General features: G+C 65.7%; 27 protein-coding genes. 9 read left to right on the top strand and 18 right to left on the bottom strand.

Features of this window, described 5'->3' with window-relative positions; translation table 11 throughout:
- Positions 1–150 precede the first annotated feature (150 nt).
- From QNI11_RS04835 to ccoN, 5 genes are all read right to left on the bottom strand, one after another.
- Complete coding sequence (locus QNI11_RS04835) at positions 151–1,614, bottom strand: diguanylate cyclase (protein ID WP_283982533.1); 1,464 nt, start codon at positions 1,612–1,614, stop codon at positions 151–153.
- 152 nt (positions 1,615–1,766) lie between these two features.
- Positions 1,767–2,666, bottom strand: coding sequence for a cytochrome-c oxidase, cbb3-type subunit III (ccoP, locus tag QNI11_RS04840; protein ID WP_100927592.1), 900 nt, complete (start codon positions 2,664–2,666; stop codon positions 1,767–1,769).
- Between the two features lie 13 nt (positions 2,667–2,679).
- Entirely contained in the window at positions 2,680–2,865 is a 186-nt protein-coding gene (locus tag QNI11_RS04845; protein WP_100930831.1) for a cbb3-type cytochrome c oxidase subunit 3, read from the bottom strand.
- Between the two features lie 12 nt (positions 2,866–2,877).
- The gene (gene ccoO, locus QNI11_RS04850) at positions 2,878–3,639 is read right to left on the bottom strand and encodes a cytochrome-c oxidase, cbb3-type subunit II (RefSeq protein ID WP_100927591.1); all 762 of its coding nucleotides are present in this window, start codon (positions 3,637–3,639) and stop codon (positions 2,878–2,880) included.
- 12 nt (positions 3,640–3,651) lie between these two features.
- Positions 3,652–5,262 carry a cytochrome-c oxidase, cbb3-type subunit I gene (gene ccoN / locus QNI11_RS04855; RefSeq protein ID WP_100927590.1) on the bottom strand — a complete coding sequence of 537 codons (1,611 nt, stop codon included), beginning with the start codon at positions 5,260–5,262 and terminating at the stop codon, positions 3,652–3,654.
- Between the two features lie 194 nt (positions 5,263–5,456).
- On the opposite strand from ccoN, the gene QNI11_RS04860 reads away from it, so the two are divergent.
- Positions 5,457–6,299 (top strand): universal stress protein, encoded by an 843-nt coding sequence (locus tag QNI11_RS04860; RefSeq protein ID WP_100927589.1) that lies wholly within the window; start codon positions 5,457–5,459, stop codon positions 6,297–6,299.
- Between the two features lie 19 nt (positions 6,300–6,318).
- Here QNI11_RS04860 and QNI11_RS04865 read toward each other — a convergent pair whose 3' ends face one another.
- A complete protein-coding gene (locus QNI11_RS04865) occupies positions 6,319–6,765 on the bottom strand; it encodes a MarR family winged helix-turn-helix transcriptional regulator (protein ID WP_283982534.1) in 447 nt (148 codons plus the stop codon).
- Between the two features lie 55 nt (positions 6,766–6,820).
- Between QNI11_RS04865 and QNI11_RS04870 the strand changes: the two genes are divergently transcribed.
- Positions 6,821–7,174 carry a DUF1428 domain-containing protein gene (locus QNI11_RS04870; protein ID WP_100927587.1) on the top strand — a complete coding sequence of 118 codons (354 nt, stop codon included), beginning with the start codon at positions 6,821–6,823 and terminating at the stop codon, positions 7,172–7,174.
- Positions 7,175–7,185: 11 nt separating this feature from the next.
- On the opposite strand, the gene QNI11_RS04875 is transcribed toward QNI11_RS04870, so the two are convergent.
- Positions 7,186–8,109, bottom strand: a complete 924-nt coding sequence (locus tag QNI11_RS04875) for a PhzF family phenazine biosynthesis protein (RefSeq protein WP_283982535.1) — start codon at positions 8,107–8,109, stop codon at positions 7,186–7,188.
- The gene (gene fnrL / locus QNI11_RS04880) at positions 8,093–8,839 is read right to left on the bottom strand and encodes a transcriptional regulator FnrL (protein WP_100927585.1); all 747 of its coding nucleotides are present in this window, start codon (positions 8,837–8,839) and stop codon (positions 8,093–8,095) included. Before fnrL ends, QNI11_RS04875 begins: the two co-directional genes overlap by 17 nt.
- A gap of 65 nt (positions 8,840–8,904) precedes the next feature.
- Between fnrL and hemN the strand changes: the two genes are divergently transcribed.
- Positions 8,905–10,260 carry an oxygen-independent coproporphyrinogen III oxidase gene (gene hemN, locus QNI11_RS04885; RefSeq protein WP_283982536.1) on the top strand — a complete coding sequence of 452 codons (1,356 nt, stop codon included), beginning with the start codon at positions 8,905–8,907 and terminating at the stop codon, positions 10,258–10,260.
- Between the two features lie 7 nt (positions 10,261–10,267).
- Here the strand turns inward: hemN and QNI11_RS04890 are convergent, their stop codons facing one another.
- The gene (locus QNI11_RS04890) at positions 10,268–10,777 is read right to left on the bottom strand and encodes a MarR family winged helix-turn-helix transcriptional regulator (protein WP_283982537.1); all 510 of its coding nucleotides are present in this window, start codon (positions 10,775–10,777) and stop codon (positions 10,268–10,270) included.
- A 97-nt stretch (positions 10,778–10,874) separates the two neighbouring features.
- On the opposite strand from QNI11_RS04890, the gene QNI11_RS04895 reads away from it, so the two are divergent.
- Entirely contained in the window at positions 10,875–11,792 is a 918-nt protein-coding gene (locus QNI11_RS04895; RefSeq protein ID WP_283982538.1) for an EamA family transporter, read from the top strand.
- Here the strand turns inward: QNI11_RS04895 and QNI11_RS04900 are convergent.
- The 5 genes from QNI11_RS04900 to QNI11_RS04920 all read right to left on the bottom strand — a co-directional run bounded on the left by QNI11_RS04900 (position 11,750) and on the right by QNI11_RS04920 (position 18,390).
- On the bottom strand, positions 11,750–13,339 hold the full coding sequence (locus tag QNI11_RS04900; RefSeq protein ID WP_283982540.1) for an ABC transporter ATP-binding protein: 1,590 nt from the start codon (positions 13,337–13,339) through the stop codon (positions 11,750–11,752). The two genes, QNI11_RS04895 and QNI11_RS04900, sit on opposite strands and share 43 nt — an antisense overlap.
- Positions 13,336–14,553, bottom strand: coding sequence for an ABC transporter permease (locus tag QNI11_RS04905; protein WP_100930830.1), 1,218 nt, complete (start codon positions 14,551–14,553; stop codon positions 13,336–13,338). The genes QNI11_RS04900 and QNI11_RS04905 overlap by 4 nt, the downstream gene beginning before the upstream one ends.
- A gap of 52 nt (positions 14,554–14,605) precedes the next feature.
- Entirely contained in the window at positions 14,606–15,691 is a 1,086-nt protein-coding gene (locus tag QNI11_RS04910) for a microcin C ABC transporter permease YejB (RefSeq protein WP_100927580.1), read from the bottom strand.
- Positions 15,692–15,697: 6 nt separating this feature from the next.
- A complete protein-coding gene (locus QNI11_RS04915) occupies positions 15,698–17,623 on the bottom strand; it encodes an extracellular solute-binding protein (RefSeq protein ID WP_283982541.1) in 1,926 nt (641 codons plus the stop codon).
- 254 nt (positions 17,624–17,877) lie between these two features.
- The gene (locus QNI11_RS04920; RefSeq protein WP_100927579.1) at positions 17,878–18,390 is read right to left on the bottom strand and encodes a cytochrome c family protein; all 513 of its coding nucleotides are present in this window, start codon (positions 18,388–18,390) and stop codon (positions 17,878–17,880) included.
- A gap of 135 nt (positions 18,391–18,525) precedes the next feature.
- Between QNI11_RS04920 and QNI11_RS04925 the strand changes: the two genes are divergently transcribed.
- A complete protein-coding gene (locus QNI11_RS04925) occupies positions 18,526–19,359 on the top strand; it encodes a prephenate dehydratase (RefSeq protein WP_283982542.1) in 834 nt (277 codons plus the stop codon).
- A 35-nt stretch (positions 19,360–19,394) separates the two neighbouring features.
- On the opposite strand, the gene QNI11_RS04930 is transcribed toward QNI11_RS04925, so the two are convergent.
- On the bottom strand, positions 19,395–20,291 hold the full coding sequence (locus tag QNI11_RS04930) for a LysR family transcriptional regulator (RefSeq protein WP_283982543.1): 897 nt from the start codon (positions 20,289–20,291) through the stop codon (positions 19,395–19,397).
- Positions 20,292–20,400: 109 nt separating this feature from the next.
- On the opposite strand from QNI11_RS04930, the gene QNI11_RS04935 reads away from it, so the two are divergent.
- Genes QNI11_RS04935 through QNI11_RS04945 form a run of 3 tightly spaced genes read left to right on the top strand, consistent with a single transcriptional unit; the run spans position 20,401 to position 22,990 of the window.
- Positions 20,401–21,576, top strand: coding sequence for a cytochrome P450 (locus tag QNI11_RS04935; protein WP_283982544.1), 1,176 nt, complete (start codon positions 20,401–20,403; stop codon positions 21,574–21,576).
- Positions 21,577–21,584: 8 nt separating this feature from the next.
- Positions 21,585–21,908, top strand: a complete 324-nt coding sequence (locus QNI11_RS04940) for a 2Fe-2S iron-sulfur cluster-binding protein (protein WP_283982545.1) — start codon at positions 21,585–21,587, stop codon at positions 21,906–21,908.
- Between the two features lie 38 nt (positions 21,909–21,946).
- Positions 21,947–22,990, top strand: a complete 1,044-nt coding sequence (locus tag QNI11_RS04945) for a TRAP transporter substrate-binding protein (RefSeq protein WP_283982547.1) — start codon at positions 21,947–21,949, stop codon at positions 22,988–22,990.
- A 71-nt stretch (positions 22,991–23,061) separates the two neighbouring features.
- Here the strand turns inward: QNI11_RS04945 and QNI11_RS04950 are convergent, their stop codons facing one another.
- Positions 23,062–23,523: a methylated-DNA--[protein]-cysteine S-methyltransferase gene (locus QNI11_RS04950; protein WP_283982548.1), complete on the bottom strand. Its 462-nt coding sequence runs from the start codon at positions 23,521–23,523 to the stop codon at positions 23,062–23,064.
- 125 nt (positions 23,524–23,648) lie between these two features.
- On the opposite strand from QNI11_RS04950, the gene QNI11_RS04955 reads away from it, so the two are divergent.
- Positions 23,649–24,122 (top strand): hypothetical protein, encoded by a 474-nt coding sequence (locus QNI11_RS04955; protein WP_100927573.1) that lies wholly within the window; start codon positions 23,649–23,651, stop codon positions 24,120–24,122.
- A gap of 60 nt (positions 24,123–24,182) precedes the next feature.
- Here the strand turns inward: QNI11_RS04955 and QNI11_RS04960 are convergent, their stop codons facing one another.
- Positions 24,183–24,872, bottom strand: coding sequence for a TadE/TadG family type IV pilus assembly protein (locus QNI11_RS04960; protein WP_283982550.1), 690 nt, complete (start codon positions 24,870–24,872; stop codon positions 24,183–24,185).
- Between the two features lie 12 nt (positions 24,873–24,884).
- Positions 24,885–25,418, bottom strand: a complete 534-nt coding sequence (locus tag QNI11_RS04965) for a TadE/TadG family type IV pilus assembly protein (RefSeq protein ID WP_100927571.1) — start codon at positions 25,416–25,418, stop codon at positions 24,885–24,887.
- Positions 25,419–25,505: the final 87 nt, after the last annotated feature.

Below are 25,505 nucleotides of genomic sequence, written 5' to 3' on the forward strand. Positions count from 1 at the left end.
GGACGCCGGTGTCCCAGGAAACGCGCGAACAGGACAGGACACCGGCGCCATACATCCGGCCTTGCCGCCGGGTGTTTCGCGTTCGGGGGGAGGGCCCCGAAGCTTATGCGTCCATCATAGCCGCGCCGCGGCGCAGGGCCTTGACCTGAGTCAAATCGCGAGGCTCTGCCTGCGCGTTTTCGAATGATTTTTCTGCACTTCGCGCCAGATCTCGTCCGGCAGGGCGACCCCGGCGATGCTGCCGTTGCTGGTCACCTGATTCCGGCCGTTGTTCTTCGACGCGTAAAGCGCGATGTCGGCGCATTTCACCCAGGCATCCTGGCTGGTGATGTCGGGGTCGAGCTCTGCCACGCCGAAACTGGCCGTGAGGGAAGGCATGTCGGAGACCGGATCGGGTGCCTCCGCCAGCCTCTGGCGCATCTGCTCGGCCATGATCGCGGCGCTGTCGGCACAGGTGCCGGGCAGGATCACGGCAAATTCCTCTCCGCCGACGCGGTAGAGACGGCGGTTGGCGCCGATCACTGCCTCCAGTCTGCGGGCGACGTCGGCGAGCACGCGGTCGCCCATGTCGTGGCCGTAGTCGTCGTTGATCGACTTGAAGTGGTCGATGTCGATCAGGATCAGGCTGGCCTGCGCGTCGTTGCGCCGCACGGTGCGGAAGACGTTTTCCAGATCGCGGCGGAACTGACGGCTGCTGCCCGCGCCTGTCAGCCAGTCCTGCGTGGCGGCGCGTTCCAGCGCGGCGATCTGGCGTTCCTGCGCCAGTTGCTGGGCGGCGAAGCGCGCGAAATCCGAGATGAGCTGCCGTTCGGCGATGGTGAAACCCGGCCGCGACAGCGGGTTCAGGAAGCTGAGCGTGCCGATCCTTTCGCCGCCGACGACCAGCGGCACGCCGACGTAGGTCCTGAGCCCGATCTCCGGCAGCAAGGGGTGGTCCTGTGCCGCCTCGGTGCCGTGCGTCTCGAACGGGACGTCGCCGGCGAGCGCGATGCGGCAATCGCTTTCCTCCAGCGGGAAGAGCGTGCCGACAGGGATCGGTGCCAGCGTCGACCTGGCATGCAGGACGAGCAGGCTGGCGTCGCGGACGAGGCCCACCAACCCCACCGGCATGTGCAGGAATTCGCAGGCCAGCGAGATCATGGCCTCGATCTTTTCACCGGGGGAGGTGGCCTGGTCGGTGGCGATGTCGAACAGCTTGTTCTTGACGCGGGCCAGCCGGTTGACGGCGGTGCGGTCCTCGAGGATGCGGACGTGGCCGAGGATCGCCCCGTCGCGGGCGAGGAAGGTCCAGCCGGATGTCTCCGCCTCGATCAGGGAGCCGTCGCGGCGCAGGTAGCTGGTGATGACCCGGTGATCGGAGCCGATCATGCGCGGCCCCGACAGCCGGTGCGTGACGCCGAATTCCTCCTGCTCGCCGTAAAGGCAGTCGAGCGGGCGGCCCGTCAGTTCGGCGCGGCGGTAGCCGGTGAGACGTTCGAAGGGCCGGTTGCACCACTGCACGCGACCGAAGGAATCGGTGAACACCACGGCGTCATGGCAGACCTGGAAGACGGCTTCGACAAGCTCCGTTCCACGGGGGCGCGCTGTCGGGACAGGGGCGTTCATGGGTTTCATCGACACGTACTCTGGTGACCTGACGAAGAGATATCGGCGAGGCTGATTGAGATTTGGTAAATGATACCGGCCAAATTTTTCGAAAACGGGAATGGAAAAACCCTCCGCCACGGGGACGGAGGGTTCATGATTATCGGCGTTGGAACAGTGGTTTACTCGGAGGCTTCGCCACCGCCCAGGCCGTGCACGTAGGTTGCGACCGCGCGGATCTCCGCTTCGGACAGACGGGGACCCCAGGCGGGCATCTGGCCGTAACGGGCGTTCCAGACCGTCTCGTGCAGCGACTCGTAATCGCCGCCATAAAGCCAGATCGCATCGCTCAGGTTCGGGGCGCCCTGCGTGCGGTCGCCGGTCGCATCCTCGCCGTGGCATGAGGCGCAGTTGTCCATGAACACCGTCTCGCCCTCGGCGACGAGGCTGGCGTCGCGCGGCTCGCCCGAGAGCGACATCACGTAGTTCACCACCGCGTCGATGCTGTCCCGTTCAAGCAGTTCGTCGCGGCCGAAGGCGGGCATCTGCGACTGGCGCAGCCAGTCCTCGTCCGTGGGCTGGCGGATGCCGGTGGTGATCGTGGTGTGGATGTCCTCGATCGAGCCGCCCCAGAGCCAGTCGTCGTCGACAAGGCTGGGGTAGCCGTTGGGCTCCGACCCGCCGTCGGCACCCGAGCCGTGGCACTGCGAGCACCACGACCGGAAGACCGCCGCACCGGCGTTGCGGGCATAGGTCTGAAGTTCCGGATCGGCGGAGACGGAGGCCAGTTCCACGCTGGCCAGCTTGTCGTTGATCGGGCCGTTCATCTCTTCGACGCGGGCGATCTCCTCGGCGACCTGGGCGCGTGTGGAGAAGCCCAGGAGACCCGCCGTGGAGCCGGTGATCCCCGGCCATGCCGGATAGGCGATGGTGTAGCCCACGCCCCAGACGATGCAGGCGTAAAAGGTGTACAGCCACCACTTCGGCAGCGGCTTGTTGTACTCCTCGATCCCGTCCCAGGAGTGGCCGGTGGTCTCGTAGTCGTGTCCCGGCTTGATGTTCTTCTTCTCGTCGTCGCTCATCGCGTGAGCCTCCTTATGTCTCGGACCGGTCCGCCGCAGCGGGCCTGTCGTCATGCCGGAAGGGGATGCTGGCGGCGTCGTCCTGTGCGCGCCGGGCGCCCGGGCGCAGGGCCCAGATCACCACGCCCGCGAAGAAGGCGGTCATGGCGAGCAGCGCCCAGCTGTCGGCGAAGCTGCGGAGGAGGGAATAGGTGTCCATGTCCATGTCTCCTTAACGGTGCGCGTCGGGGGTGAAGGTCGAGAAGTCGACCAGCGTGCCCAGCATCTGCAGGTAGGCGATCAGCGCGTCGGCCTCGGAGATGCCCGGCTGGCCGTCGAAGTTGCGGACGTTGATCGCCTCGCCGTAGCGTTCGAGCAGGCCGTCGTAGTCGCCGTCCGGGTCGATCTGCGCCATGAAGTCGCTTTCCGCGTTCTCGATCATCTCGTCCGTGTAGGGGACGCCGATCAGCTTGTGCGTCTTCATGATGTCGCCGATGTCGGCCGCGGCCAGCATCCCCGACACGAGGCCGGCGTTCTCGTCCAGCATGCGCTGTTCGAGGTAGCCGTACTTCGGCATGACCGATTCAGGCACCACCGACTGCGGGTTGCGCAGGTGGTCGACGTGCCATTCGTCCGAGTAGCGGTCGCCGACGCGGGCAAGGTCCGGCCCGGTGCGCTTCGATCCCCACTGGAAGGGGTGGTCGTACTGGCTTTCGGCGGCGAGGCTGTAGTGGCCGTAGCGTTCGACCTCGTCGCGCATCGGGCGGATCATCTGGCTGTGGCAGACGTAGCAGCCTTCGCGCAGGTAGACCTCCCGGCCCGCCAGTTCCAGCGGGGTGTAGGGACGCATGCCTTCGACGTCCTCGATGGTGTTCTCGAGGTAGAAGAGCGGCACGATCTGCACCAGCCCCCCGATCGTCACCACGAGGAAGGCGAAGATCGCCAGAAGGGTGACGTTTTTCTCGAGGATGGCGTGTTTCTTGAGAATGCTCATGTCCGGTCCTCCTTATTCGGCCGGAGTCGCATGAGCGGCGGCGGTGCTTGCCTCGACGGCAGGCGCACGACGCGCGGTCATGTACAGGTTGTAACACATGATGAGGGCACCCGCGACGTAGAGCAGGCCGCCGGTTGCACGGACCACGTACATCGGGAACTTGGCGCCCACGGTGTCGGCGAAGGAGTTCACGAGGAAGCCGTTGGCATCCACCTCGCGCCACATCAGGCCTTCCATGATGCCGGTGACCCACATGGAGGCGGCGTAGAAGACGATGCCGATGGTGGCGAGCCAGAAGTGCCAGCTGACCATCGAGAGCGAGTAGAGGCGTTCGCGGTTCCAGAGTTTCGGCACAAGGTAGTAGAGCGCGCCGAAGGTGATCATGCCGTTCCAGCCAAGCGCGCCGGAGTGGACGTGACCGATGGTCCAGTCGGTGTAGTGGCTCAGCGAGTTCACCGCGCGGATCGACATCATCGGACCCTCGAAGGTCGACATGCCGTAGAAGCCCACGGAAATCACCATCATGCGGATCACCGGGTCGGTGCGCAGCTTGTCCCATGCGCCCGAGAGCGTCATCAGGCCGTTGATCATGCCGCCCCAGGAGGGCATCCACAGGATCACCGAGAACACCATGCCGAGCGTCGAGGCCCAGTCGGGCAGCGCGGTGTAGTGCAGGTGGTGCGGACCGGCCCAGATGTAGATGAAGATCAGCGCCCAGAAGTGGATGATCGACAGCTTGTAGGAGAAGACGGGACGTTCGGCCTGCTTCGGGATGAAGTAGTACATCATGCCGAGGAAGCCCGCGGTCAGGAAGAAGCCCACGGCGTTGTGGCCGTACCACCACTGGGTCATCGCGTCCTGCACGCCCGAGAACACCTGCACCGACTTCGACCCGAAGATCGAGACCGGGATCGCGAGGTTGTTGAACACGTGCAGCATGGCGACGGTGATGATGAACGACAGGAAGAACCAGTTCGCCACGTAGATGTGGGGTTCCTTCCGCCGCACGATGGTGCCGACGAAGACAGCGAGATAGGCGAGCCAGACCACGGTCAGCAGCAGGTCGACGTACCACTCCGGCTCGGCGTATTCCTTGCCGTGGGTGGAGCCGAGGACATAGCCGGTCGCAGCCAGCACGATCACGAGCTGGTAGCCCCAGAAAACGTACCACGCGAGGTTGCCGCCCCAGAGCCGTGCCGCCGAGGTGCGCTGCACCACGTAGAATGACGTCGCCAGCAGCGCGTTGCCGCCGAAGGCGAAGATCACCGCCGAGGTGTGCAGCGGACGCAGGCGCCCGAAGTTCATGTACCCCTGCGCCCAGTCGAAGTTGAGCACCGGGAAGGCCAGCTGGGTGGCGATGAATGTCCCGGCAAGGAAGCCGACAACGCCCCAGAGCGCGGTTGCGATCACGCCGTAACGGATCACGCCGTCGAAGTATTGGGTTTCATCGATGGGCTTCGCCGGCTCGTCCGTGTTCCGCAGAACCCAGACGAACAGACCCGCTGCAATCGCCATCACGAGGAGCGCGTGCACCAGGTAAGCCACATCACGTGCAAAGTTGGCCCCGATCGCGGCGAAGATCGCGATCAGCCCAAGCACGATCAGCTTGAGGTAATTGGTCATGTTTCGTCCCTTCGTCAGACCCATACGATTCGAGAGACCGCTTGGGCGGTTATTTGACTGGGACCCTCATGGCGTTTGGCGGAAAACCGGACCTTGATCTGCATCAATGGATCGGCGGCGATAGCTTGACCGGCGTCAAAGTGCGACAATTCGCTGGCATTTAGGGTGAAAGGATATCGGACAGGAGACTGATCATGGCTTTCAAGACTTTGTTGACCGTCATCACCGACGCGGACCTCGTGGACCCCACCATCGCCGCTGCGGCTGACCTTGCATCCGCGATGGATGCGCATCTCGATGTGCTGTGCCTCGGCGTGGACCGGACGCAGACCGGGTATTACTACGCTGGCGCCAACGCGATGGTGCTGCAGGAGACCCTGAGCCGCGCGTCCGCGGAGGGCGAAAGCCTTGCCGCCGCGGCGCGCAAGGCGCTGGGCAGGACCGACGTCCGCTGGGCGGTCGATCACGGCGTGGCGCAGCTGGCCGACCTTGGCCGAATCGTCGCGGCACGTGCGCGGTTCTCGGACCTTGCGGTTCTGCCCAAGCCCTACGGCGAAGGCTGCGGGATCGAGCTTGAGCCGGTGCTGGAAGGGGCGCTCTTCGACGGGCAGGTGCCGGTCATCGTGAATCCGGGCAGCGGCGTCACGCTGACCGCCGCCCCCAAGCGGATCGCGCTGGCGTGGAACGAAAGCAGCGAGGCGCTGCGCGCCGTGCGCTACGCCATGCCCCTGCTGAAGCAGGCGGACACCGTGCACGTGGTGGTGATCGACCCGCCGCAGCACGGGCCGAACCGCTCCGACCCGGGCGGGATGCTGTCGCAGTACCTGGCGCGCCACGGCGTGAAGCCGGAGATCGACGTGCTGTCGAAGACCATGCCGCGCGTATCGGACGTGCTGCTGCGCCATTGCGCCGATGTGGAAGCGGACCTGGTGGTGATGGGGGCCTACGGGCACTCCCGCTTCCGCGAGGCGATCCTGGGCGGTGCGACCCGCAGCATGCTGGAGCAGACGGCGCTGCCGGTGTTCATGGCGCACTGAGCGAGCGGGGCTGACCGCCTCAGGACAGCCCCTCGATCATGGCGCGCAGGGTGGCCGGGTCCGCATCCAGTTCCCGGTCGAGCGCGTCATGCTCTGCCCGCCAGATCGGCGCGGCCTCTTTCAGGAGGGCGTGACCGTCGGGGGTGAGCGACACGCGACGATTGCGCCGGTCCTTCGGGTCCGGCGTGGTCTGCACCAGCCCGCGGCGTTCCAGCACCTTGAGCGCCGCGGTCAGCGTCGTGCGGTCCATGGCAAGGAACTCGGCCACGTCGGTCATGCGCGGCGGCTCGGGCCGGTTCAGCGACATCAGCAGGGAATACTGGCCGTTCGACAGCCCCACGGGCTTCAGCGCCGCATCGAAGCGGCGCGCCAGCGTGCGGGCCGCGCGCTGCACCCTGAAACAGAGGCAGCGGTCACGCACCTCCAGGGTGGTCGCATAGGGAAGCTGGTGATCCGGCTGTTTCATGTTGATATCAACTTAATGCCCTCTAAGGTGGTCCGTGTCAACAGGAGGGAATCGCATGTCTTACGTCTGGGGGTTTCTGGTGGCCGTGCCGGAAGAGAACAAGGCCGCCTACATCGAAAGCGCCGAGAAGAGCTGGCCGCTGTTCCGGGATTACGGCGCCACGGCGCATTGGGAATGCTGGGAAGAGGACGTGCCGGAGGGGGAGGTGACCTCCTTCCCGATGGCCGTGAAGCGGGAGCCGGGCGAGAAGGTGGTGTTCTCGTGGGTCGTCTTCCCCGACAAGGCAGCGGCGACGCGTTGCCACGAGAGCTTTGGCAGCGACCCGCGCTGGGAAGAGATGACCATGCCCTTCGACGGGAAGCGCATGGTCTACGGGTATTTCGACACGGTCTTTGCCGAAACGGCCTGAGATGGGTCGCGTCATGCGTCGGGCGGCACGATCCGCCCGGTGCTGACCGGGACGGCGCTGCCGCGCACGAGGATGCGGCCGGGTGCGCCATTCTCGGAATGCACCGTCAGGACGATTTCCGACGCGCGCCCCATCTCGACGCCTTGGTGCAGGGTGAACTGCGCTGTGTCCGCCTCCAGCGCTCCGCTGGCTTTCAGTTGCGCCGCGAAGATCGCAGAGGCCGATCCGGTGGCCGGGTCCTCCGGGATGCCCGCGGTCGGCGCGAACACCCGCGCGCGGAAATCGCAGGCGGTGCCGGGGGTATAGAGGTAGGCGGAATCGACGCCGGCGAGGTCCGTGATCGCCGACCATGCGGGTTCCTGCGGTCGGGCGGCGGCCAGCGCGTCCATGTCGCTGACCGGCACGTAAAGGAACGTCGGGCCGCCCTGCCAGAGGCCGGGGCGGTGCGAGCCGAAGCCGATCTGCTGCGGCGCGAGGCCAAGCGCCTCGCCAATAAGCGCATCCTCGGGGATTTCGCCCTTGTCCGGCGCGAAGGGCAGGACGGGCGCCTGGAATTCGGCCCACGCGGCACGCTCGTCGCGCCAGACATCGACGGGGACGAGGCCTGCGACCTCTTCAAGGACTATGCGGGTTTCGAACGCGCCTTCGGGTGCGTCCTTCAGCGCCAGGTGCAGGGCGCAGCCGATGGTCGGATGCCCGGCAAAGGGGATCTCTGCCGTCGGAAAGAAGATGCGGACCTTCGCGGTGTGTGCCGGGTCGTCGGGCGCCATGACGAAGATCGTCTCGGACAGGTTGAACTCGCGCGCGATGGTCTGCATCTGCGCCGTGCTCAGGCCATCCGCCCCCTCGACGATGGCGAGGGGATTGCCCGCAAAACGCCGTGTCGTGAAGACGTCGCAGGTGGCAAAGCTCAGCGTATCAGGCAAGCATGCCACCGTCGGAATCGTCGCCGGCCTCCTGCATCAGCCGGTCCATGTCCGGAACGGTCACGTGCCGCTTGCCTTCCAGCGTGATGACTCCGTCCTTCTTCAGTGCGGACATCTGGCGGCTGACGGTTTCCAGCGTGAGGCCGAGGTAGTCGGCCATCGCCTCGCGCGTCAGCGGCAGGTCGAAGACGATGGGGGCATCGCTGCCGCGCATGTTCAGCGTCGCATCGCGCCGGGCGATGATCGACAGGAGCGAGGCGATCTTTTCCCGCGCGGTCTTGCGGCCCAGCACCAGCATCCATTCGCGCGCCGCGTCGAGTTCGTCGAGCGTCATCTCGAGCAGGCGCTGCGCGATATGCGGTGTGCGCATCATCATCTCCTCGAACGGCGTCTTGCGGAAGCAGCACATCACGAGGTCGGTGGTCGCAACCACATCGTAGGCGGCGTTGGTCCGGCCCGGGCGTCCGACGAAATCCGACGGCAGGAGAAGGCCCACCATCTGCGTGCGTCCGTCTTCCATCGTCTGGGTCAGGGACGCGATGCCCGACACGACGGAGCCCACGAAATCCATCTTGTCGCCCGACCAGATCACCATCTGGCCCGCCTCGAACTTGCGGTAATACTTGATCTCTTCCAGCCGCTCGAGCTCGTCCGACTCGCAGCGGGCGCAGACCGCGCGATGGCGGATCGGACAGTCGTCACAGTGCTGGTTAACTGTCAGACTTCTCTCGTTCAGCATGGCGTGATTGCCCCTTTTGATCTGCGTCAAGGTCGCCCTCTCTCACAGGGCCTAACCGTACGCGTATGGCGATACGAACACAACTCGCGCGGCTGGGTCTCTTTGACGCCAAGGTTCCGCGATACACCTCATATCCGACCGCCCCGCATTTTGCCGGGGACGTCGGCCCGGACCGGTTCGGCGAGTGGATCGGCGCTGTGCCCGAGGGCGGGAACATATCTCTGTATTTGCATGTTCCCTTCTGCAGAAGGCTGTGCTGGTTCTGTGCCTGCCGTACGCAGGGCACGGCCACGGCCAAGCCGGTCGAAGCCTATGTGGAAACCTTGCAGGCCGAACTGAAGCTACTCCGGAAGGCCCTGCCGCCGGGTGTCAAACTGTCGCGCCTGCACTGGGGCGGGGGCACGCCGACGCTGTTGTCGCCCGACATGATGTCCCGGCTGATCGGGGCGATTCGCGAGACGGCGGACTTTGCCGAGCATGCGGAGTTCTCGGTCGAGATCGACCCGAACGAGATCGACGCCGCGCGGCTCGACGCGCTGGCGGCGGGCGGGATGAACCGCGCCTCCATCGGGGTGCAGGACTTCGACGAGCAGATCCAGGAAGCCATCGGGCGGCCGCAGGGCTATGACGTGACCCGCAAAGCCATCGAGATGATCCGCGAGCGCGGCGTGGCCAGCCTGAACACCGACATCCTTTTCGGACTGCCGCACCAGACCCGCGCGCGGATCACCGAGACGGTCCAGAAGCTTCTGAGCTTCGCGCCGGATCGGGTGGCGCTTTACGGCTATGCGCATGTGCCGTGGATGGCGAAGCGCCAGCAGATGATCCCGTCGGACATGCTGCCCACCCCGCAGGAACGGCTCGACCTGTTCGAGACGGCGCGGCGGCTGTTCGTCTGGGACGGCTACGCCGAGATCGGCATCGACCACTTCGCGGTTCCGGGCGACGGTCTGGCGATCGCGCAGAAGACCGGCAAACTGCGTCGCAATTTTCAGGGCTACACCGACGACACCTCGGCGGTGCTGATCGGGCTGGGGGCCTCCTCGATTTCGCGGTTCCCGCAGGGCTATGCGCAGAACGCGCCCTCGACCTCGGCCTATACCGGCGCGATCCGCGAGGGGCGTTTCGCGACATCGCGCGGTCATACGTTCAAGGGCGAGGACAAGCTGAGGGGCCGGCTGATCGAGGCGCTGATGTGCGATTTCCGGATTGATGCCGACGAGATCGTGTCCGGGTACGGTGTCTCGCGCGAGTGGTTGTTCCGCACCTTCCGGGAGACCGCCGCCGCGTTCGACAACCTGCTCGAGGTCACGGAAGACGGGCTGTACCTGCCCGAAAAGACCCGTCCGCTGACCCGTATGGTGGCGCGCACCTTCGACGCCTACGACCTCAGCAAGGCCGGGCACAGTTCGGCGATCTGATCGTCCTTCAGGGGGTGTCGCCCTCGGGTTCTTCGACTTCGAGGGCGGCCAGCCAGCGGGTGAAGATCCGGTCGAGCGCGGCGCGATCCTCGGTGCTCAGATGCGCCAGCAGCCGGTGCTGGTTGGCCACGTGGTCGCCGACCGCGGCGTCGATCACGCTATGGCCCTTTTCCGTCAGCCGGATCACCGTGCCGCGCCCGTCCGCGGGGTCGGGCGTACGCTCCACCAGCCCCTGCGCGGCCAGCCGGTCGAGCCGGTTCGTCATCGTCCCGGAGGTCACCATGGTCGAGGCGAGCAGCGCCTTCGGGGTCAGCGCATGGGGCGGGCCGGACCGGCGCAGCGTGGCCAGAACGTCGAAGCCCGCGGAGTTCAGGCCGTGCTTCGCGAACACCTCTTCATGAGAGTGCCGGAGCCGCCGCGCCAGACGTGTCATCCGTCCGAGCGTCACCATCGGCCCGACGTCGAGGTCGGGGCGTTCGGTGTTCCATTGCTGCCTGATGCGGTCGACGTGATCCATACGGGGAGGGGTGGCGGAATTTTATCTTGACGTCAAGCAATCCATGGATATCTTGACGCCAAGATAAATATCTCGACTTCAAGATAAAGGTTCCGCCATGTCCTCCCGCCTGAATGTCGTCGCGCTGACCGCGCTGGCCCCGATCATCTGGGGATCGACCTACATCGTCTCGACCGAAGCCTTGCCGGGCTGGCCGCCGCTGCTGGTGGGCCTGCTCCGGGCCTTGCCCGCCGGGCTGATCCTGCTGGCGGTCACCCGGAAACTGCCGTCACGCGACTGGCTGGGCCGGATCGCGCTTCTGGGGGCGCTGAACTTCACCATCTTCTGGGGCGCGCTCTTCGTCGCGGCCTACCGGCTGCCCGGGGGCGTGGCCGCGACACTGGGCGCATTGCAGCCGCTCTTCGTCACGGTCCTCGCCAGCCTGCTGCTGGGGGCGCCGTTGCGGCTGGCGGCGGTGCTGGCGGCGCTGGCCGGGGTAGGGGGCGTGGGCCTGCTGATCCTCGGGCCGGGCGCCGCGCTCGATCCCGTGGGCGTGGCGGCGGCGCTGGTCGGCGCGCTCAGCATGGCGACGGGCATGGTTCTGACGCTCAGGTGGACGCCGCCGGTGGACCGCCTGACCTTTGTCGCGTGGCAACTGACGGCGGGGGGCGTGCTGCTGATCCCGCTGGCGCTGATCGCCGGTGGCGAGGTGCCCGCGGTCGACCTGAAAGCGGTGGCGGGGCTGGTCTGGCTGGGGCTGATCGGCGGGGCGCTGACCTACGTCATCTATTTCCGCGGCATGACGATCCTGGGTGCGCCTGCGGCCTCGGGTCTGGGGTTCCTCAGCCCGCTCAGCGCGGTGACGCTGGGATGGGTGCTGCTGGGGCAGGCGCTGAGCCCGCGCCAGATGGCAGGCGCGGGCGTGGTGCTCCTGTCGGTCTGGGCCGTGCAGAAGGTCAACGCCCGGCCGACGCCGAAGGCTCAGACCCAGTCTCAGGCGGTATCGAGCGCCGCGGCGAGAAGCGTGCGGGTGTAATCGGTCTGCGGGTTGGCAAAGACCTGCTCCGCCGGCCCGCTTTCCACCACGTCGCCCTGCTTCATCACGATGACTTTGTGGCTCATGGCGCGGACGACCTTCAGGTCGTGGCTGATGAACAGGTAGGCGAGGTTGTACTTCTGCTGCAGGTCGCGGAGCAGGTTCACGATCTGCACCTGCACCGTCATGTCGAGCGCCGAGGTCGGCTCGTCGAGAACCACCAGCCGGGGCCGCAGGACCATGGCCCGGGCGATGGCGATGCGCTGCCGCTGCCCGCCCGAGAATTCGTGCGGGTAGCGGTGCATCATCATCGGGTCGAGCCCGACCTCTGCCATGACCTTCGCCACTTCGGCCCGGAAGGTGCGGCGGTCGCCCTTGGCGTGGACCTCCAGCCCTTCGGAGATGATCTGTTCGCAGGTCATCCGCGGACTGAGCGAGCCGTAGGGGTCCTGGAAAACGATCTGCATCTCTGAGCGCAGGCGCCTCAGTTCCTTGGTCGACCACGCGCGCACGTCCTCGCCGCGGTAGGTGATCGCGCCCTGCGACTTGATGAGCCGCATGATGGCCAGCGCGAGCGTCGTCTTGCCGGAGCCGCTTTCGCCCACGATGCCGACGGTTTCCCCGGCGCGCACGGCGACGGTCGCCTCGTTCACGGCCTTCACGTAGCCCACCGTCCGTTTCATCAGGCCGCGCTGGATCGGGAACCAGATGCGCAGGGAGTCGGTGCTGGCGATCTCTTCGGCGTCCGGCTTGACCGGATTGGGCACGCCTGTGCTTTCGGCCGACAGGAGCTTTTGCGTGTAGGGGTGCTGCGGATTGGCGAAGATCTCGGACGTGCGGCCCTGTTCGACGATCTCGCCGTCCTTCATCACGCAGACCCGGTCGGCGATGCGGCGCACGATGCCGAGGTCGTGGGTGATGAAGAGGAGGCTCATGTCCTCCTGCGACTTGAGGTCCGCCAGCAGGTCGAGGATCTGCGCCTGGATCGTCACGTCGAGTGCAGTGGTCGGTTCGTCCGCGATCAGCAGGTCCGGCCCGTTGGCCAGCGCCATGGCGATCATCACCCGCTGCCGCTGCCCGCCCGAAAGCTGGTGCGGGTAGGCCTGGAGGCGGGTTTCGGGGTCGCGGATGCCGACCTTGGTGAGAAGTTCGAGGATGCGCCTGCGCGCCGCGTCGCCCGACAGCCCCTGGTGCAGTTCGAGGCTTTCGCGGATCTGCTTTTCCAGCGTGTGCAGCGGGTTCAGCGAGGTCATCGGCTCCTGGAAGATGAAGCTGATGTCGTTGCCGCGCACCTCCCTCAGGCGTTGGTCGGAAGCGCCGACCATCTCCTTCCCGGCGTAGAGGACGGAGCCTTCGACCACCGCGGATTCGCCGTGCAGGGACACGGTGGAGAGCGCCGTGACCGACTTGCCGGAACCGGACTCGCCCACGAGCGCCACCGTTTCGCCCTTGGCGATCTCGAACGAGACGCCCTTCACCGCCTGAATGACCTTGCCGTCCTGGCGGAAGGAGACCTTCAGGTCGCGGACCTTCAGCAGTTCACTCATTGAAACGTCTTCCTCGGGTCAAAGGCATCGCGCACCCCTTCGAAGATGAAGACGAGCAGCGAAAGCATCACGGCGAAGACCGTGAAGGCGGTGAACCCCAGCCAAGGGGCCTGGAGGTTCTGCTTGGCCTGAAGCGTCATCTCGCCCAGCGACGGTGCGGCGGCGGGCAGGCCGAAGCCGAGGAAGTCGAGCCCGGCCAGCGACGAGATCGTGCCGGTCACGAGGAACGGCAGGAAAGTCACGGTCGCCACCATGGCGTTGGGCAGCATGTGCCGGAACATGATCGTGTTGTTCGACACCCCCAGCGCCTTGGCCGCGCGGACGTATTCGAGGTTGCGGGCACGCAGGAACTCCGCGCGCACCACGCCGACGAGCGCCGTCCAGCTGAACGCGATCATCAGGAAGATCAGCAGGCTGTAGCTTCGCCCGAAGATCGCGAACATGATGATGATGACGTAAAGCATCGGGATCGCGCCCCAGATCTCGATCACCCGCTGGAACACGAGGTCGAGCCAACCGCCGAAGTAGCCCTGCAGCGCGCCCGCGATGATGCCGATGACGGAGGATATGGCGGTCACGATCAGGGTGAAGAAGATCGACAGGCGGAAGCCGTAGATCACCCGGGCGAAGACGTCGCGCTTTGCATCGTCGGTGCCGAGCAGGTTGTTGCCGCGCTTGTCCGGGGGCAGGAGGCCGAAGTGCCGTTCCTCGTCGTCGCCCTTCCAGAACCCGATCACGTCGGGCGGCAGCGGCGCCGCGCCCGAGCGTTCGACGGGCGTGTCGTAGGTGTAGGGAATGAGCGGCCAGAGCGTCCAGCCCTTGTGAAAGTCGGGGTCGTCGATGGTGCCCTCTTCGGCCTGCACGATCAGCCCCTCGGGATCGTCGAAGCAGGCGTCGAGGCCGCCGGTGGCGATCAGGCACTGCACCTCCGGGTCGCGGTAGGCCGCTTCGGTCCGGAAGTCGCCGCCGAAGTCTGTCTCGGCGTAGAAGTTGAAGATCGGCATGTAGTAGCTGCCGCGGTAGTTCACGAGGATCGGCTTCTCGTTCGCGATGAACTCCGCAAACAGCGACAGGCCGAAGAGTACCGCGAAGATCCACAGCGACCAGTAGGCGCGGCGGTTGCGGGTGAAGTTGCGCCAGCGGCGGCGGTTGAGGTTGGACATCGCGAAGCGGCCGCGCTTGTCCTCGGGGATCTCGTAGCCGAGATCGGTCATCTGTTCCGCCGTGGCCGAAGCCTGCGCCTGTGCGTCGAGCTGGTGAGACATGTCAGCCCTCCCGGCTCTCGAAGTCGATGCGGGGGTCGATCACAACGTACATGAGGTCGGAAAGAATGTTCACCAGAAGACCCATCAGGCCGAAGAAGTAGAGCGTTCCGAAGATGACGGGGTAGTCGCGGGCCACCGCCGCCTCGAACCCGAGCCGCCCGAGACCGTCGAGCGAGAAGATCGTTTCGATGATCAGCGACGAGCCGAAGAACACGCCGATGAAGACCGCAGGCAGGCCCGCGATCACGATCAGCATGGCGTTGCGGAAGACGTGTCCGTACAGCACCTTGCGCTCCGACACGCCCTTGGCGCGGGCGGTCATCACGTATTGCTTCTTGATCTCGTCGAGGAAGCTGTTCTTGGTCAGCAGCGTCAGCGTCGCGAAGCCGGAGATCGTCGAGGCCAGGACCGGCAGGGTGATGTGCCAGAAATAGTCGGCGATCTTGCCGAAGAAACTGAGGTTCTCGAACCCGTCGGAGGTCAGCCCCCTGAGCGGGAAGATCTGCCAGTAGGAACCGCCGGCGAAGAGCACCAGCAGCAGGATGGCGAAGAGGAAGCCGGGGATGGCATAGGCCACGATGATGAGCGCGGAGGTGTAGGTGTCGAAGGTGGTCCCGTCCTTGACGGCCTTCCGGATGCCAAGCGGGATCGACACGACATAGGCGATCAGCGTCGACCAAAGGCCCAGCGATATGGACACCGGCATCTTCTCGAGCACCAGGTCCCAGACGGAGATCGAGCGGAAGTAACTCTCGCCGAAGTCGAAGCGCATGTAGTTCCACATCATGTTCAGGAAGCGTTCGAGCGGCGGCTTGTCGAAGCCGAACTCCCGCTCGAGCTCTTCGATGAACTCCTTGGGCAGGCCGCGGGCGCCGACGTAGTCGCTGTCAGAGCCGAAGGTTTCCTCGCCGAGGTCCTGACTGCCGCCGGAGAACCCGGCCGTCACGTCGCCCTGGCCCTGCATCTTGGCAAGGACCTGTTCGACAGGGCCGCCGGGCACGAACTGCACCAGCACGAAGTTGAAGATCATGATCCCCAAGAGGGTGGGGATGATGAGCAGGATGCGTCGAAGGATATATGCGGCCATTGCGGATTACTTCAGAACCCCGCTGGACTGCAGAGCCTGGTGCTTTTCCTCGTTCATCCACCAGAAGTCCAGCACGCCCAGTGCATAGGGCGGCAGTTCGTCGGGATGCTCGAACATGTCGTAATAGGCGACCCAGTATTCCGGCACGAAACCGGCGGCCACCTGGATACGCTCGTAACGGAGCGCGCGGTCCAGTGCCATGAGCGCGGCGATCTCGTCCTCGCGGGTCTTGGTGTCGAGCGCGGCTTCGATGATCGCATCCACCAGCGGGCTGCGCAGCGCCGCCGGGTTGTAGGAGGACACCACGGCAGTTTCCGACCCGAAGAGCTGGTTCAGCCCGGTCCCGGCCGCGGCGAACGTCAGGATCCGGGTGTGGATCATGTCGTAGTCCTTGTCGAGGAACCGCTGCTGGCCCTGCGCGCTGTCCACGGTGTCGGCGGTCGCGGCGATGCCCCAGTCGTTCAGGGTGCGCACGTAGGTCTCGATCCCGGACTTGCGGGTGTCGTCCCAGCTCGACAGCACGAGGAAGTTCAGCGTCATCTGCTGACCGGCCTCGTTGACCATCTTGCCGTCCGCGTTCACGGTCCAGCCTTCCTGTTCCAGCAGGCGCAGGCCGGTGCGCTTGTTACGCCGGTCGATCGGGTCGCGCGCGTCGGAGGAATGCGGCATCACCGCCTCCTCGGTCATCATGTCCGGCGGGACGAGCTCGCCCAGGCTTTCCAGCAGCGCCTTTTCCTTGCCCTCGGGCAGGCCCTTGGCTTCCCATTCCTGTCCCTCGACGAAGGACTTGCGCTGGGTCGTCAGGCTGTACTGGAGCGACTCGCGCTCCCACTCGAAGTTGTAGGCGAGCGAGAGGGCGTGCCGGATGTTGCGGTTGTCCAGCGGTTCGCGCGTGGTGTTGAAGATGATGCCGGAGTTGTTGGGCGCGGACTGGTCGGGGATCTCCTTCTTGACGACGTCGCCGCGCTGGATCGCGGGGAATTCGTAGCCCGTGGCCCAAAGCTTGGTGGAGCCTTCGGTGCGGAAGTTGGTGATCCCTGCCTTGAAGGCCTCGAACTCGGCGGTGTCGTCGGCGAAGTACTCGAACCGGACGCGGTCGAAGTTGTGGCGCCCGATGTTGGCCGGGTGGTCCCAGCCCCAGTAGTTCGGGTTGCGCTCGTAGACGACGTAGCGGTTGAATTCGTAATCGGCGACCTGATAGGGGCCCGACGCCATCGGGGACAGCACGGAGGGTTCGTCCAGCTTCTCGCCGGTTTCCTTGTACCATTCCTCGGAGAAGATCGGCGTGCCGCCGACCTGGCTGATGAGCGACCGGCGCGAGATGCCGTCGACGAAGGTGTATTTCAGCGTCAGGTCGTCGATGACCTCGACGCCGGAAATCCGCTCGCTCACGCTGCGGGCGTAGGAGCGGATGCCCTGTTCGATGAACAGGTTGTGGGTGAAGGCCGCGTCCTGTGCACGGACCGGCGCGCCGTTGCGGAAGGTCACGTCGTCGCGCATGTGGAAGATGACCCAGGTCTGGTCCTCGGGGTATTCGACCTCTCGCGCGACGAGGCAGTACGAGTCGGTGATCGTGTCCGCCGGCAGGCCGCCGCCCCAGGGCATCTCGCCGAACATGGATTCCGCCACGACGCCGGAGTTGGTTTCCGGGTTGCCGCGCCAGGCCCAGCGGTTGAAGCCGTCGAAGGTGCCGCGCGCGCCGATGACGATCTCGCCGCCCTTGGGCGCGTCCGGGTTGACGTAGGCAAAGTGCGGGTAGTCTGCCGGATACTTCAGGTCGCCGTAGAACGAATAGCCGTGCGCCCGGATGGTGTCGGCCATTTCGTGGGACTCCGCCCAGCCGGTGCGCGGCAGAAGCGGGGTGGCCGCGGTGGCGCCGATAAGCCCGAGGGCACTGCGGCGATCGACGTGGAACGGCGGTCTTCTGGTCATCCGTGGTCTCCCTTGGCGGTCCGGCGGGGCGTTCGGATACCGACGCCTCCATGTCTCGGCAATTATAGTTAAATTTAAGCTAAGGGTTCCGCGTGACCACATTCAAGTCGAGATTGGGCAGGCGGCGGGCTGCTTTGACGCCCTTGTGATCGGGACGTGTGCGGTGCGTCAGGGCATGTGACGCAAAACGAAAAGGGCCGTCCCCGCGCTGGGTACGGCCCTTCTGAAATCGGTGTGCAACGCGGAGAGGCGGATCAGCCGCTCACGGATTGCAGGTAAGCGATGACGGCTGCGCGGTCTTCCGCCTTCGGCAGGCCGTTGAAGGACATGGTGGTGCCCGGCGCTGCGCCCTTGGGGTTCTCGAGGAACGTGTTCAGGTGCTCCGGCGTCCATGCGTCGCCGACCTGCTGCAGGTTGCCGGAGTAGTTGAAGCCGCCGACAGAGCCGATTTCACGGCCGACGACACCGTCGAGGTGCGGGCCGGTCGCGTTGGAGCCGTCGACCTTGTGGCAGGCGCGGCACTTGCCGAAGACCTTCTCGCCGTCGCCCACGTCGGCGGATGCCAGAAGCTCCTCGAAGGGCACTTCGGGTTCTGCTTCGGCAGGCTCGCTGCTTCCTGCCTCGATCACGTAGGCCGACGCGTGCTCCTCACCATGACCGCCGCCGCCGACGTGGTAGAGGGTTTCCGCGCCCCACTTGCCCATCAGGTAGATCAGCAGAGCGCCACAGACGCCGCCCACGACCTTGGTAACTGTCATCGTATCCATGAGGTGCCCTGTTCGAATTGTGTATCCGTCGGGCGGCTGTCTACGGCTTCCAATTGGCTTAGGCAAGCGATAGAAGCCGCGACCAATCGCCCGCCCACCGGGCAAACGCAAGATTTTGACCGGGGAGGGAGCCTCATGCCGAAACGTATCGCATTCCAGGGAGAACTGGGGGCCTATTCGCACCAGGCCTGTGTGGAGGCCCGTCCGGGCGCAGATGTCCTGCCCTGCGACACGTTCGAGGACGTGATTGCCGCCGTGCGCAACGGCAACGCCGACCTCGCCATGCTGCCGGTCGAGAACACCACATACGGGCGGGTCGCGGACATCCACCGCCTGCTGCCGGAGTCGGGGCTGAGAATCGTCGACGAGGCCTTTGTGCGGGTTCACATTTCGCTGATGGCCCTGCCGGGCGTTGCGATCGAGGACCTCGAAGTGGTGCGCGCCCATCTGGTGCTGCTGCCGCAGGCCGCGACCTTCCTGAAGCAATACGGCATCCGTGGCGAGGCATGGCCCGACAGCGCGGGCGCCGCGGCCGAGATCGCGCGCACCGGGTCGCGGAGCGTGGGCGCGCTGGCCTCCGACCTCGCGGCAGAGATCAACGGGCTGCACATCCTGGCCCGGCACATCGAGGATCACGCCCACAACACCACGCGCTTCCTGCTGATGTCGCCGGAGCCGGACACCACGGTGCGCGGCGACCACGGCATGATCACCACCTTCGTCTTCCAGGTGCGCAACATCCCCGCCGCGCTTTACAAGGCGATGGGGGGGTTTGCGACCAACGGCGTGAACATGACCAAGCTGGAAAGCTACATGGTGGGCGGGTCCTTCACGGCGACGCAGTTCTACGCCGACATCGAAGGTCATCCCGAGGACCCGCCGGTGGCCCGCGCGCTGGAGGAGCTGGCCTACTTCACCTCGATGCTGGAGATCCTCGGCGTCTACCCGCGCGATCCGCGCCGCGACTGAGCCTGCGCCCGGCGCTCTTGGTCAGGCAGCGGGCTTCATGCGACCTGCGATACCACGCGGTGGATCAGGTCGCGCAGCCAGACATGGTGGGCAGAGCGGTGGTTGCGCTCCGTCCAGACGACCTCGATGGTGATCTCTGTGCGGACGGGGCAGTCCGCGACATGCACCGCGTCGCCCAGCACCTTCGCGAGCCTGCGGGGGACGGTCGCGACGAGATCGGAGGCGACCACCAGCTCCGCGATCCCCGCCGGGCTTGGCACCCGCAGCCCGACTTGCAGGCTGTGGCCCATGTCCTTGAGGTCGTGCAGGTAGCGCGAGGTCCAGCGCCCGCCGTAGGTCACCAGAACGTGGTTCAGCCCGAGGTAGGTCTTCAGGTCCAGGGGCGCACCGGCGGCGGGATGGCCCGCATCCATCAGGCAGATGTAGTCCTCGTGATATAGCCGCCTGCTGTAGAACGCCGGGGTTTCGCGCTGGAAAGGGCCGATCAGCATCTCTGCCTCGTTCCGCAGCAGCCGTTCGTGCCCGATGTCGGAGGCATCGACGATCTCGAGCTCGAGGCCCGGCGCCTCTGCCCGCACGGCGCGCACGATGTGCGGCACCCAGAGCACCCGTTCGTAGTAGTTGCAGGCGATGGTGATCTTGCGCTTCACCGTGCCGGGATCGAACTGCGACGGCACGGTCAGTCGCCTGAAGTCGCCGATCAGGCGGTTGGCCTCCTGCACGATCTCTTCGCAGCGCGGCGTCGGCAGGATCGACCGTCCCTGCCGCACGAAGAGCGGATCCTGGAACACGCCCCGCAGTTTTTCGACCGTGTAGCTGACCGCCGACTGGTTCACGCCCAGCTCTTCCGCCGCCTTGGTGAACGAGCGCAGATCGTGCACCCGCGCCAGCAGGGTCAGCGTCCGGAAGTCCACGCCCATCGGATCGGCCATGGCTTTCTCCATCAAATTGACTGATGCCATGAATAGAATTGATCTTATTGCCAGATCAATCCACCTTTGAGACTGTGACTGCCAATGTCTGGCTTGGAGGAGGTGAGACATGACCACTGCCCCCGTGGAGGAGCGGGTGACGCTGGACGATCTGACCCGCGATCCCTATCCCATATACCGCCGCATGCGTGCGGAGACCCCGATCGTCGATGTGCCCGCCGCGCGGCGCATCTTCCTGACGAAGGCGAAGCACACCCGCATGGTGAAGGACAACGCGGAGCTCTACAGTTCCGACGATCCTAAGACCCCGATGGAGCGTGCCTTCCAGGCGCACACGCTGATGCGCAAGGACGGGGACGAGCACCGCCGCGAACGCATGGCCATGCAGAAGGCTTTTTCGCCCAAGGTCATCAAGACCGACTGGGCGGAGCTTTATGCGAAGATCGCCTCCGACTACCTCGACCGCCTGCCGCGCGGCGAGACGGTGGACCTGTTCAAGGACCTCTGCGGGCCGGTGGCGGCGCGCATCCTCGCCCATATCCTCGGGCTGGACGAGGCGAGCGATGCCGACATGCAGCGCTGGTCGCAGACGCTGATTGACGGCGCGGGCAACTTCGGATTCCGGGACGAGCCCTTTGCGAAGTCCGACACGGCCAATGCCGAGATGAACGCCTACTTCGATTCGATCCATGCGCGTCACAAGGCGGAACCCAACAACTCCGCCATGTCGATCATGCTGAACGCAAAGGACCCGATCCCCGAGAGCCAGATTTACGCCAACATCAAGATCGCCATCGGCGGCGGCATCAACGAGCCGCGCGATGCGCTGGCGACAATCCTCTACGGGCTGTTGACCAACCCCGACCAGCTTGAGGAGGTGCGGCGCACCGAGGCATGGACCGATGCCTTCGAGGAAGGCGTGCGCTGGGTCGCTCCGATCCAGGCGTCTTCGCGCAAGGTGATGGAAGCGCATCAGATCGACGGCATCGACATTCCCGAGGGCGTCACGCTGATGACGATCCAGGCCTCGGCCAACCACGACGAGGATGTTTTCGAGGACGGCCACCTCTACAACGTGTTCCGGGCCAAGGCGCAGCACCAGGCGTTCGGCAACGGGCCGCACCATTGCTCGGGCGCGCAGGTCGCCCGCAAGACCGTCGGAGAGATCATGCTGCCGATGATCTTCGAGCGCTTCCCCAACATGAAGCTGAACAAGGCCGAGGACGTGGTCTGGAGCGGTTTCGGGTTCCGCGGGCCGCTGAACCTTCCGGTGACATTGAACTGAGGACTGATATGGTCAGCATCACTTTCGTCCACGCGGACGGCACGAAGAAGCAGGTCGAGGCCGCGCCCGGCACATCCGTCATGCAGGCGGCGCGCGACAACGGCATAGACGAGATCATCGCCGAATGCGGCGGGTCGATGTCCTGTGCCACCTGCCACTGCTACGTGGACGAGGCGTGGACCGACCGCACCGGCGAACGCGGCGAGATCGAGGAAGACATGCTGGACTTCGCCGAGGCCGAGGTCCGCCCGACATCGCGGCTGTCGTGCCAGATCGTGGCGTCGGAGGCGCTTGACGGACTCATCATCCATCTGCCGGAAGAGCAGGGATAACGTACGGACCGGGGAACAGGACACTCAGGGAGGATCCAATGAAGACGTTGAAGACACTGTTTGCAGGCACGGCGTGCGCGCTGGCCATGACACAGGGCGCCACGGCGCAGGAGGTGCAGCTGAACCTGCACCAGATGCTGCCGCCGCAGGCAGCCGTGCCGCAGGAAATCCTGCTGCCGTGGATCGAGAAGGTGGAGGCCGATTCCGATGGCCGCATCAAGATCGACCACTACCCGTCCATGCAGCTCGGCGGCGTGCCGCCGGAACTGTACGACCAGGCCGTCGACGGTCTGGCGGACATCATCTGGACGGTGGTCGGCTACACGCCGGGCCGTTTCCCGTCGACCGAGGTTTTCGAGCTGCCCTTCATGGTCGAGGACCCGCGCGCCGCGTCCTGCGCGTACTGGAAGATGTACGAGAAGGACATGGCAGAGACGGAGTTCGGCGACGTGAAGATGCTGGGCACCTGGGTGCACGGCCCCGGCATGTTCCACACCAAGAACCCGGTGCAGACGCCCGAGGACCTCGTGGGCATGAAGATCCGCGGCGGTTCGCGGCTGGTGAACCAGCTGCTGGAGGCCGCAGGCGCAGAGCCGGTGGGCATGCCCGTACCGGCGGTGTCCGAGGGGCTGTCCAAGGGCGTGATCGACGGCACGACCATCCCGTGGGAAGTGACCTCGGCCCTCAAGGTGCCGGAGCTGGTGTCCAACCATACCGAGTTCGAGGGCCCGGCGCTTTACACGCTGACCTTCGTCATGGCGATGAACAAGGACGTCTACGACTCCATGCCCGAGGACCTGCAGAAGGTCATCGACGACAACTCCGGCCTGAACTTCTCGGTCTTTGCAGGTGGTACGCAGACGGATGCCGACGCCCCGGCGCGGCAGGTCGCGGTGGACCTCGGCAACAACATCATCACCGTGTCGGAGGACGAGACCGGCCCATGGCGTGACCTCGTGCAGCCGATCTACGACGGCTGGATCGCCGATCTGGACAGCAAGGGGCTGGACGGTCAGGCGCTGATCGACGAGGCGAAGTCGCTGATGGAAGGCGAGTGCAAGGGCGCGACCGGCGCGCTCTGACAGCTTGTTTCTGAACGGAACTGGGGGCGGGGACGGTGTCCTCGCCCTTTTTCGTGGGCGCGTGCCTTCTGTTAGATCAGAAGTCCCGCTGCGCCCTCGTGGCGCAGGAGCCAGACCTTCGTTTCCACCCCGCCGCTGCCGGAGAAGCCGCCAAGCCCGTTTGTCGCCAGCACGCGGTGGCAGGGCACGATGACGGGCAGGGGGTTGCCGCCGCAGCCACGGCCCGCTGCCTGGGCGGACACGCCAAGCGCCTTGGCCATATCGCCGTAAGTGATCGTCTCGCCGAACGGGATCGCGGCCATGAGGGCGCAGGCCTCTGCCTGGAACGGGCTGCGGTCGACGCGCCACGGCAGGTCGAACCGGGTGAGCCGTCCTGCGAAATAGGCATCGAGCTGTGCCGCGGCCTCCTGCAGCACGGGAGTGGCCTCTGTTGTGTCTTGCGGACCATTGCGCCAGCCGCAGGCGACGAGGGTGCCCTCCGCCTCGACCAGCGTGAACGGGCCCGTGGGTGTCGTGACCGTCAGTTCTGCCATGTCCGTCCCCTCCGCGCCGATAGCGCATGCCGCCATTGTCGTCGTCCCGTGGCCGCGCCGCAAGGCATCTGCTTTCCCCCGGCACCGCTTGCCGCTATGACACCGGGAACAGGCGGGGGATCATCATGAGCACATCTGAACTGGCACGGATCGAAGCCTCTGCGCCCCGGCGCATGATCGGGGTGGGGGCGATGCTGCTGCTGGGCGGTCTTCTGCTCTACATCGCCTTCGCCCAGCCGCCGGAGTCGCTGCTGTGGCGGGTGTTCCTGCTGGTGCTCGGCGGCGTGGCGCTCTGGTTCTCGTCGCGGATGTGGGTGTCTACCGGCCATGCACTGATCCTGACCGACGAAGCGCTGTCCGACAGCGACGGCACCGTGATTGCACGGCTCGACCAGATCGCGCGGGTCGACCGGTCGATGTTCGCCGCTAAGCCGTCGAACGGTTTCCTGCTGATCCTGAAGGACCCGGCGCCGCGTGCGTGGCGCCCCGGTCTCTGGTGGCGCGTGGGGCGTCGTGTTGCGGTGGGTGGCGTGACCGCCGGCTCCGCAACGAAGCCGGTCGCCGACATGATCTCGATAAAGCTGGCGTCGAAGGGGTAGCCAGGAACGGCAAAGGGCCACGCCAGAGGCGCGGCCCTTCTGTTGTCCCCTGCGCGGACGTTACGCGCCCACAAGCCAGTCCCAGAAACTCCACCCGCCGCCGGAACCGGAGCCCGAAGAGCCGTCGGACGATCCCGTGTCGGTCGAGCTGCCGCCGTCGGTGCCCGAATTGCTGTCGCCGCCGCCGGCGCTGGTCGACCCCTCCCACACGACCTGCGAGGTGTAGCGCGGGCTGGTGAAGCTGTAGGTCGCGATCTCGAACGGATCGAGGCCCACCTTGAACACCGGCGCGTAATCCTCCCAGGTTTCCACGAGGATCAGCTGTTCGTTGTCCATCGCGGGCGGCAGGCGGTCGATGTAGTCGTAGAGGTCGGCCTTCTGCAGCCGGGTGCGGGCACCGTAGGCGTCCGACCAGACCAGATCCCAGTCGTTGAGCTCCGCGTCGAATTGCACAACCGAGGTGCGGAAATCCGTGTTCTCGGTGTCCGAGCGGGTCAGCGCGCTCAGCAGGTTGTGGGCGTTCTGGATGTAGGTCTCGTCCAGCGGATCGGTCTCGCGGGAGATCATGTCGCCGATGACGTAGTTGGCCTTCTGGTTGATGCTCTGCTGGTGGAAGGCGTCGAAGTAGACCCAGCCGACCCCGAAGAGCCACAGCAGCGCCGGCAGAACGATGATCGACTCGACGTTGGCATAGCCGGTGTCGTCGCGGGTGAAGCGTCTCAGCGGGGCGGGGAGTATGGAACGGAACATGTGCATCTCTCCTCAGCTGGGTTCGTTCACGAAGGCGTTCATGGCGACGAGGCCCACGTAACCGGCATCGTCTTTCGGCAGGGCCGCGTTGAAGGAGCTGATCAGGGTCAGCGGCTTGAACTTGTAGCAGGCGCGCAGGAACATCATCTCTCCGCCCTTGCCGTTCTGGAAGTTGCGCTGCGGCGTGACGGGCAGCGAGTTGTCGTAGCAGTCGACGCCTTCCGGCGGATCGGTCCAGTCGCGGACATCCAGCACCACCATCTCGAGGTGCAGCGTCTCCATGCAGCTGGGCAGGATCTGGGCCCGGTTGCAGATCGCCTCTTTCATCTGTGCGTGCGTGTTGGGGCCGGTGCCCAGCTTCACGTCCCGCACGGTCTGGTCGAGCGCCCGCTCAAGGACGGTGCTGCGGACCGTGATGGTGCCGAGCTCGATCGACGAAATGATGAGGAGCAGGAAGATCGGCATCCACAGGGCGATGGGCACGACCATCGAGCCATCGTCGTCGGCGCGAAACCGGCGCAGGAAAGAGAACTGGGGGCGAAACATGGGCTTGGCCTCGATTAAGGTACAGGTACGGGTTGCCCAGGGGCAGTCCCGCGATTGGGGTCATTCAGGGAGAGGCCGGTGGCGAAG

Origin of the sequence: Sagittula sp. MA-2 (genome assembly GCF_030126985.1) — a bacterium.
Classification (GTDB): domain Bacteria; phylum Pseudomonadota; class Alphaproteobacteria; order Rhodobacterales; family Rhodobacteraceae; genus Sagittula.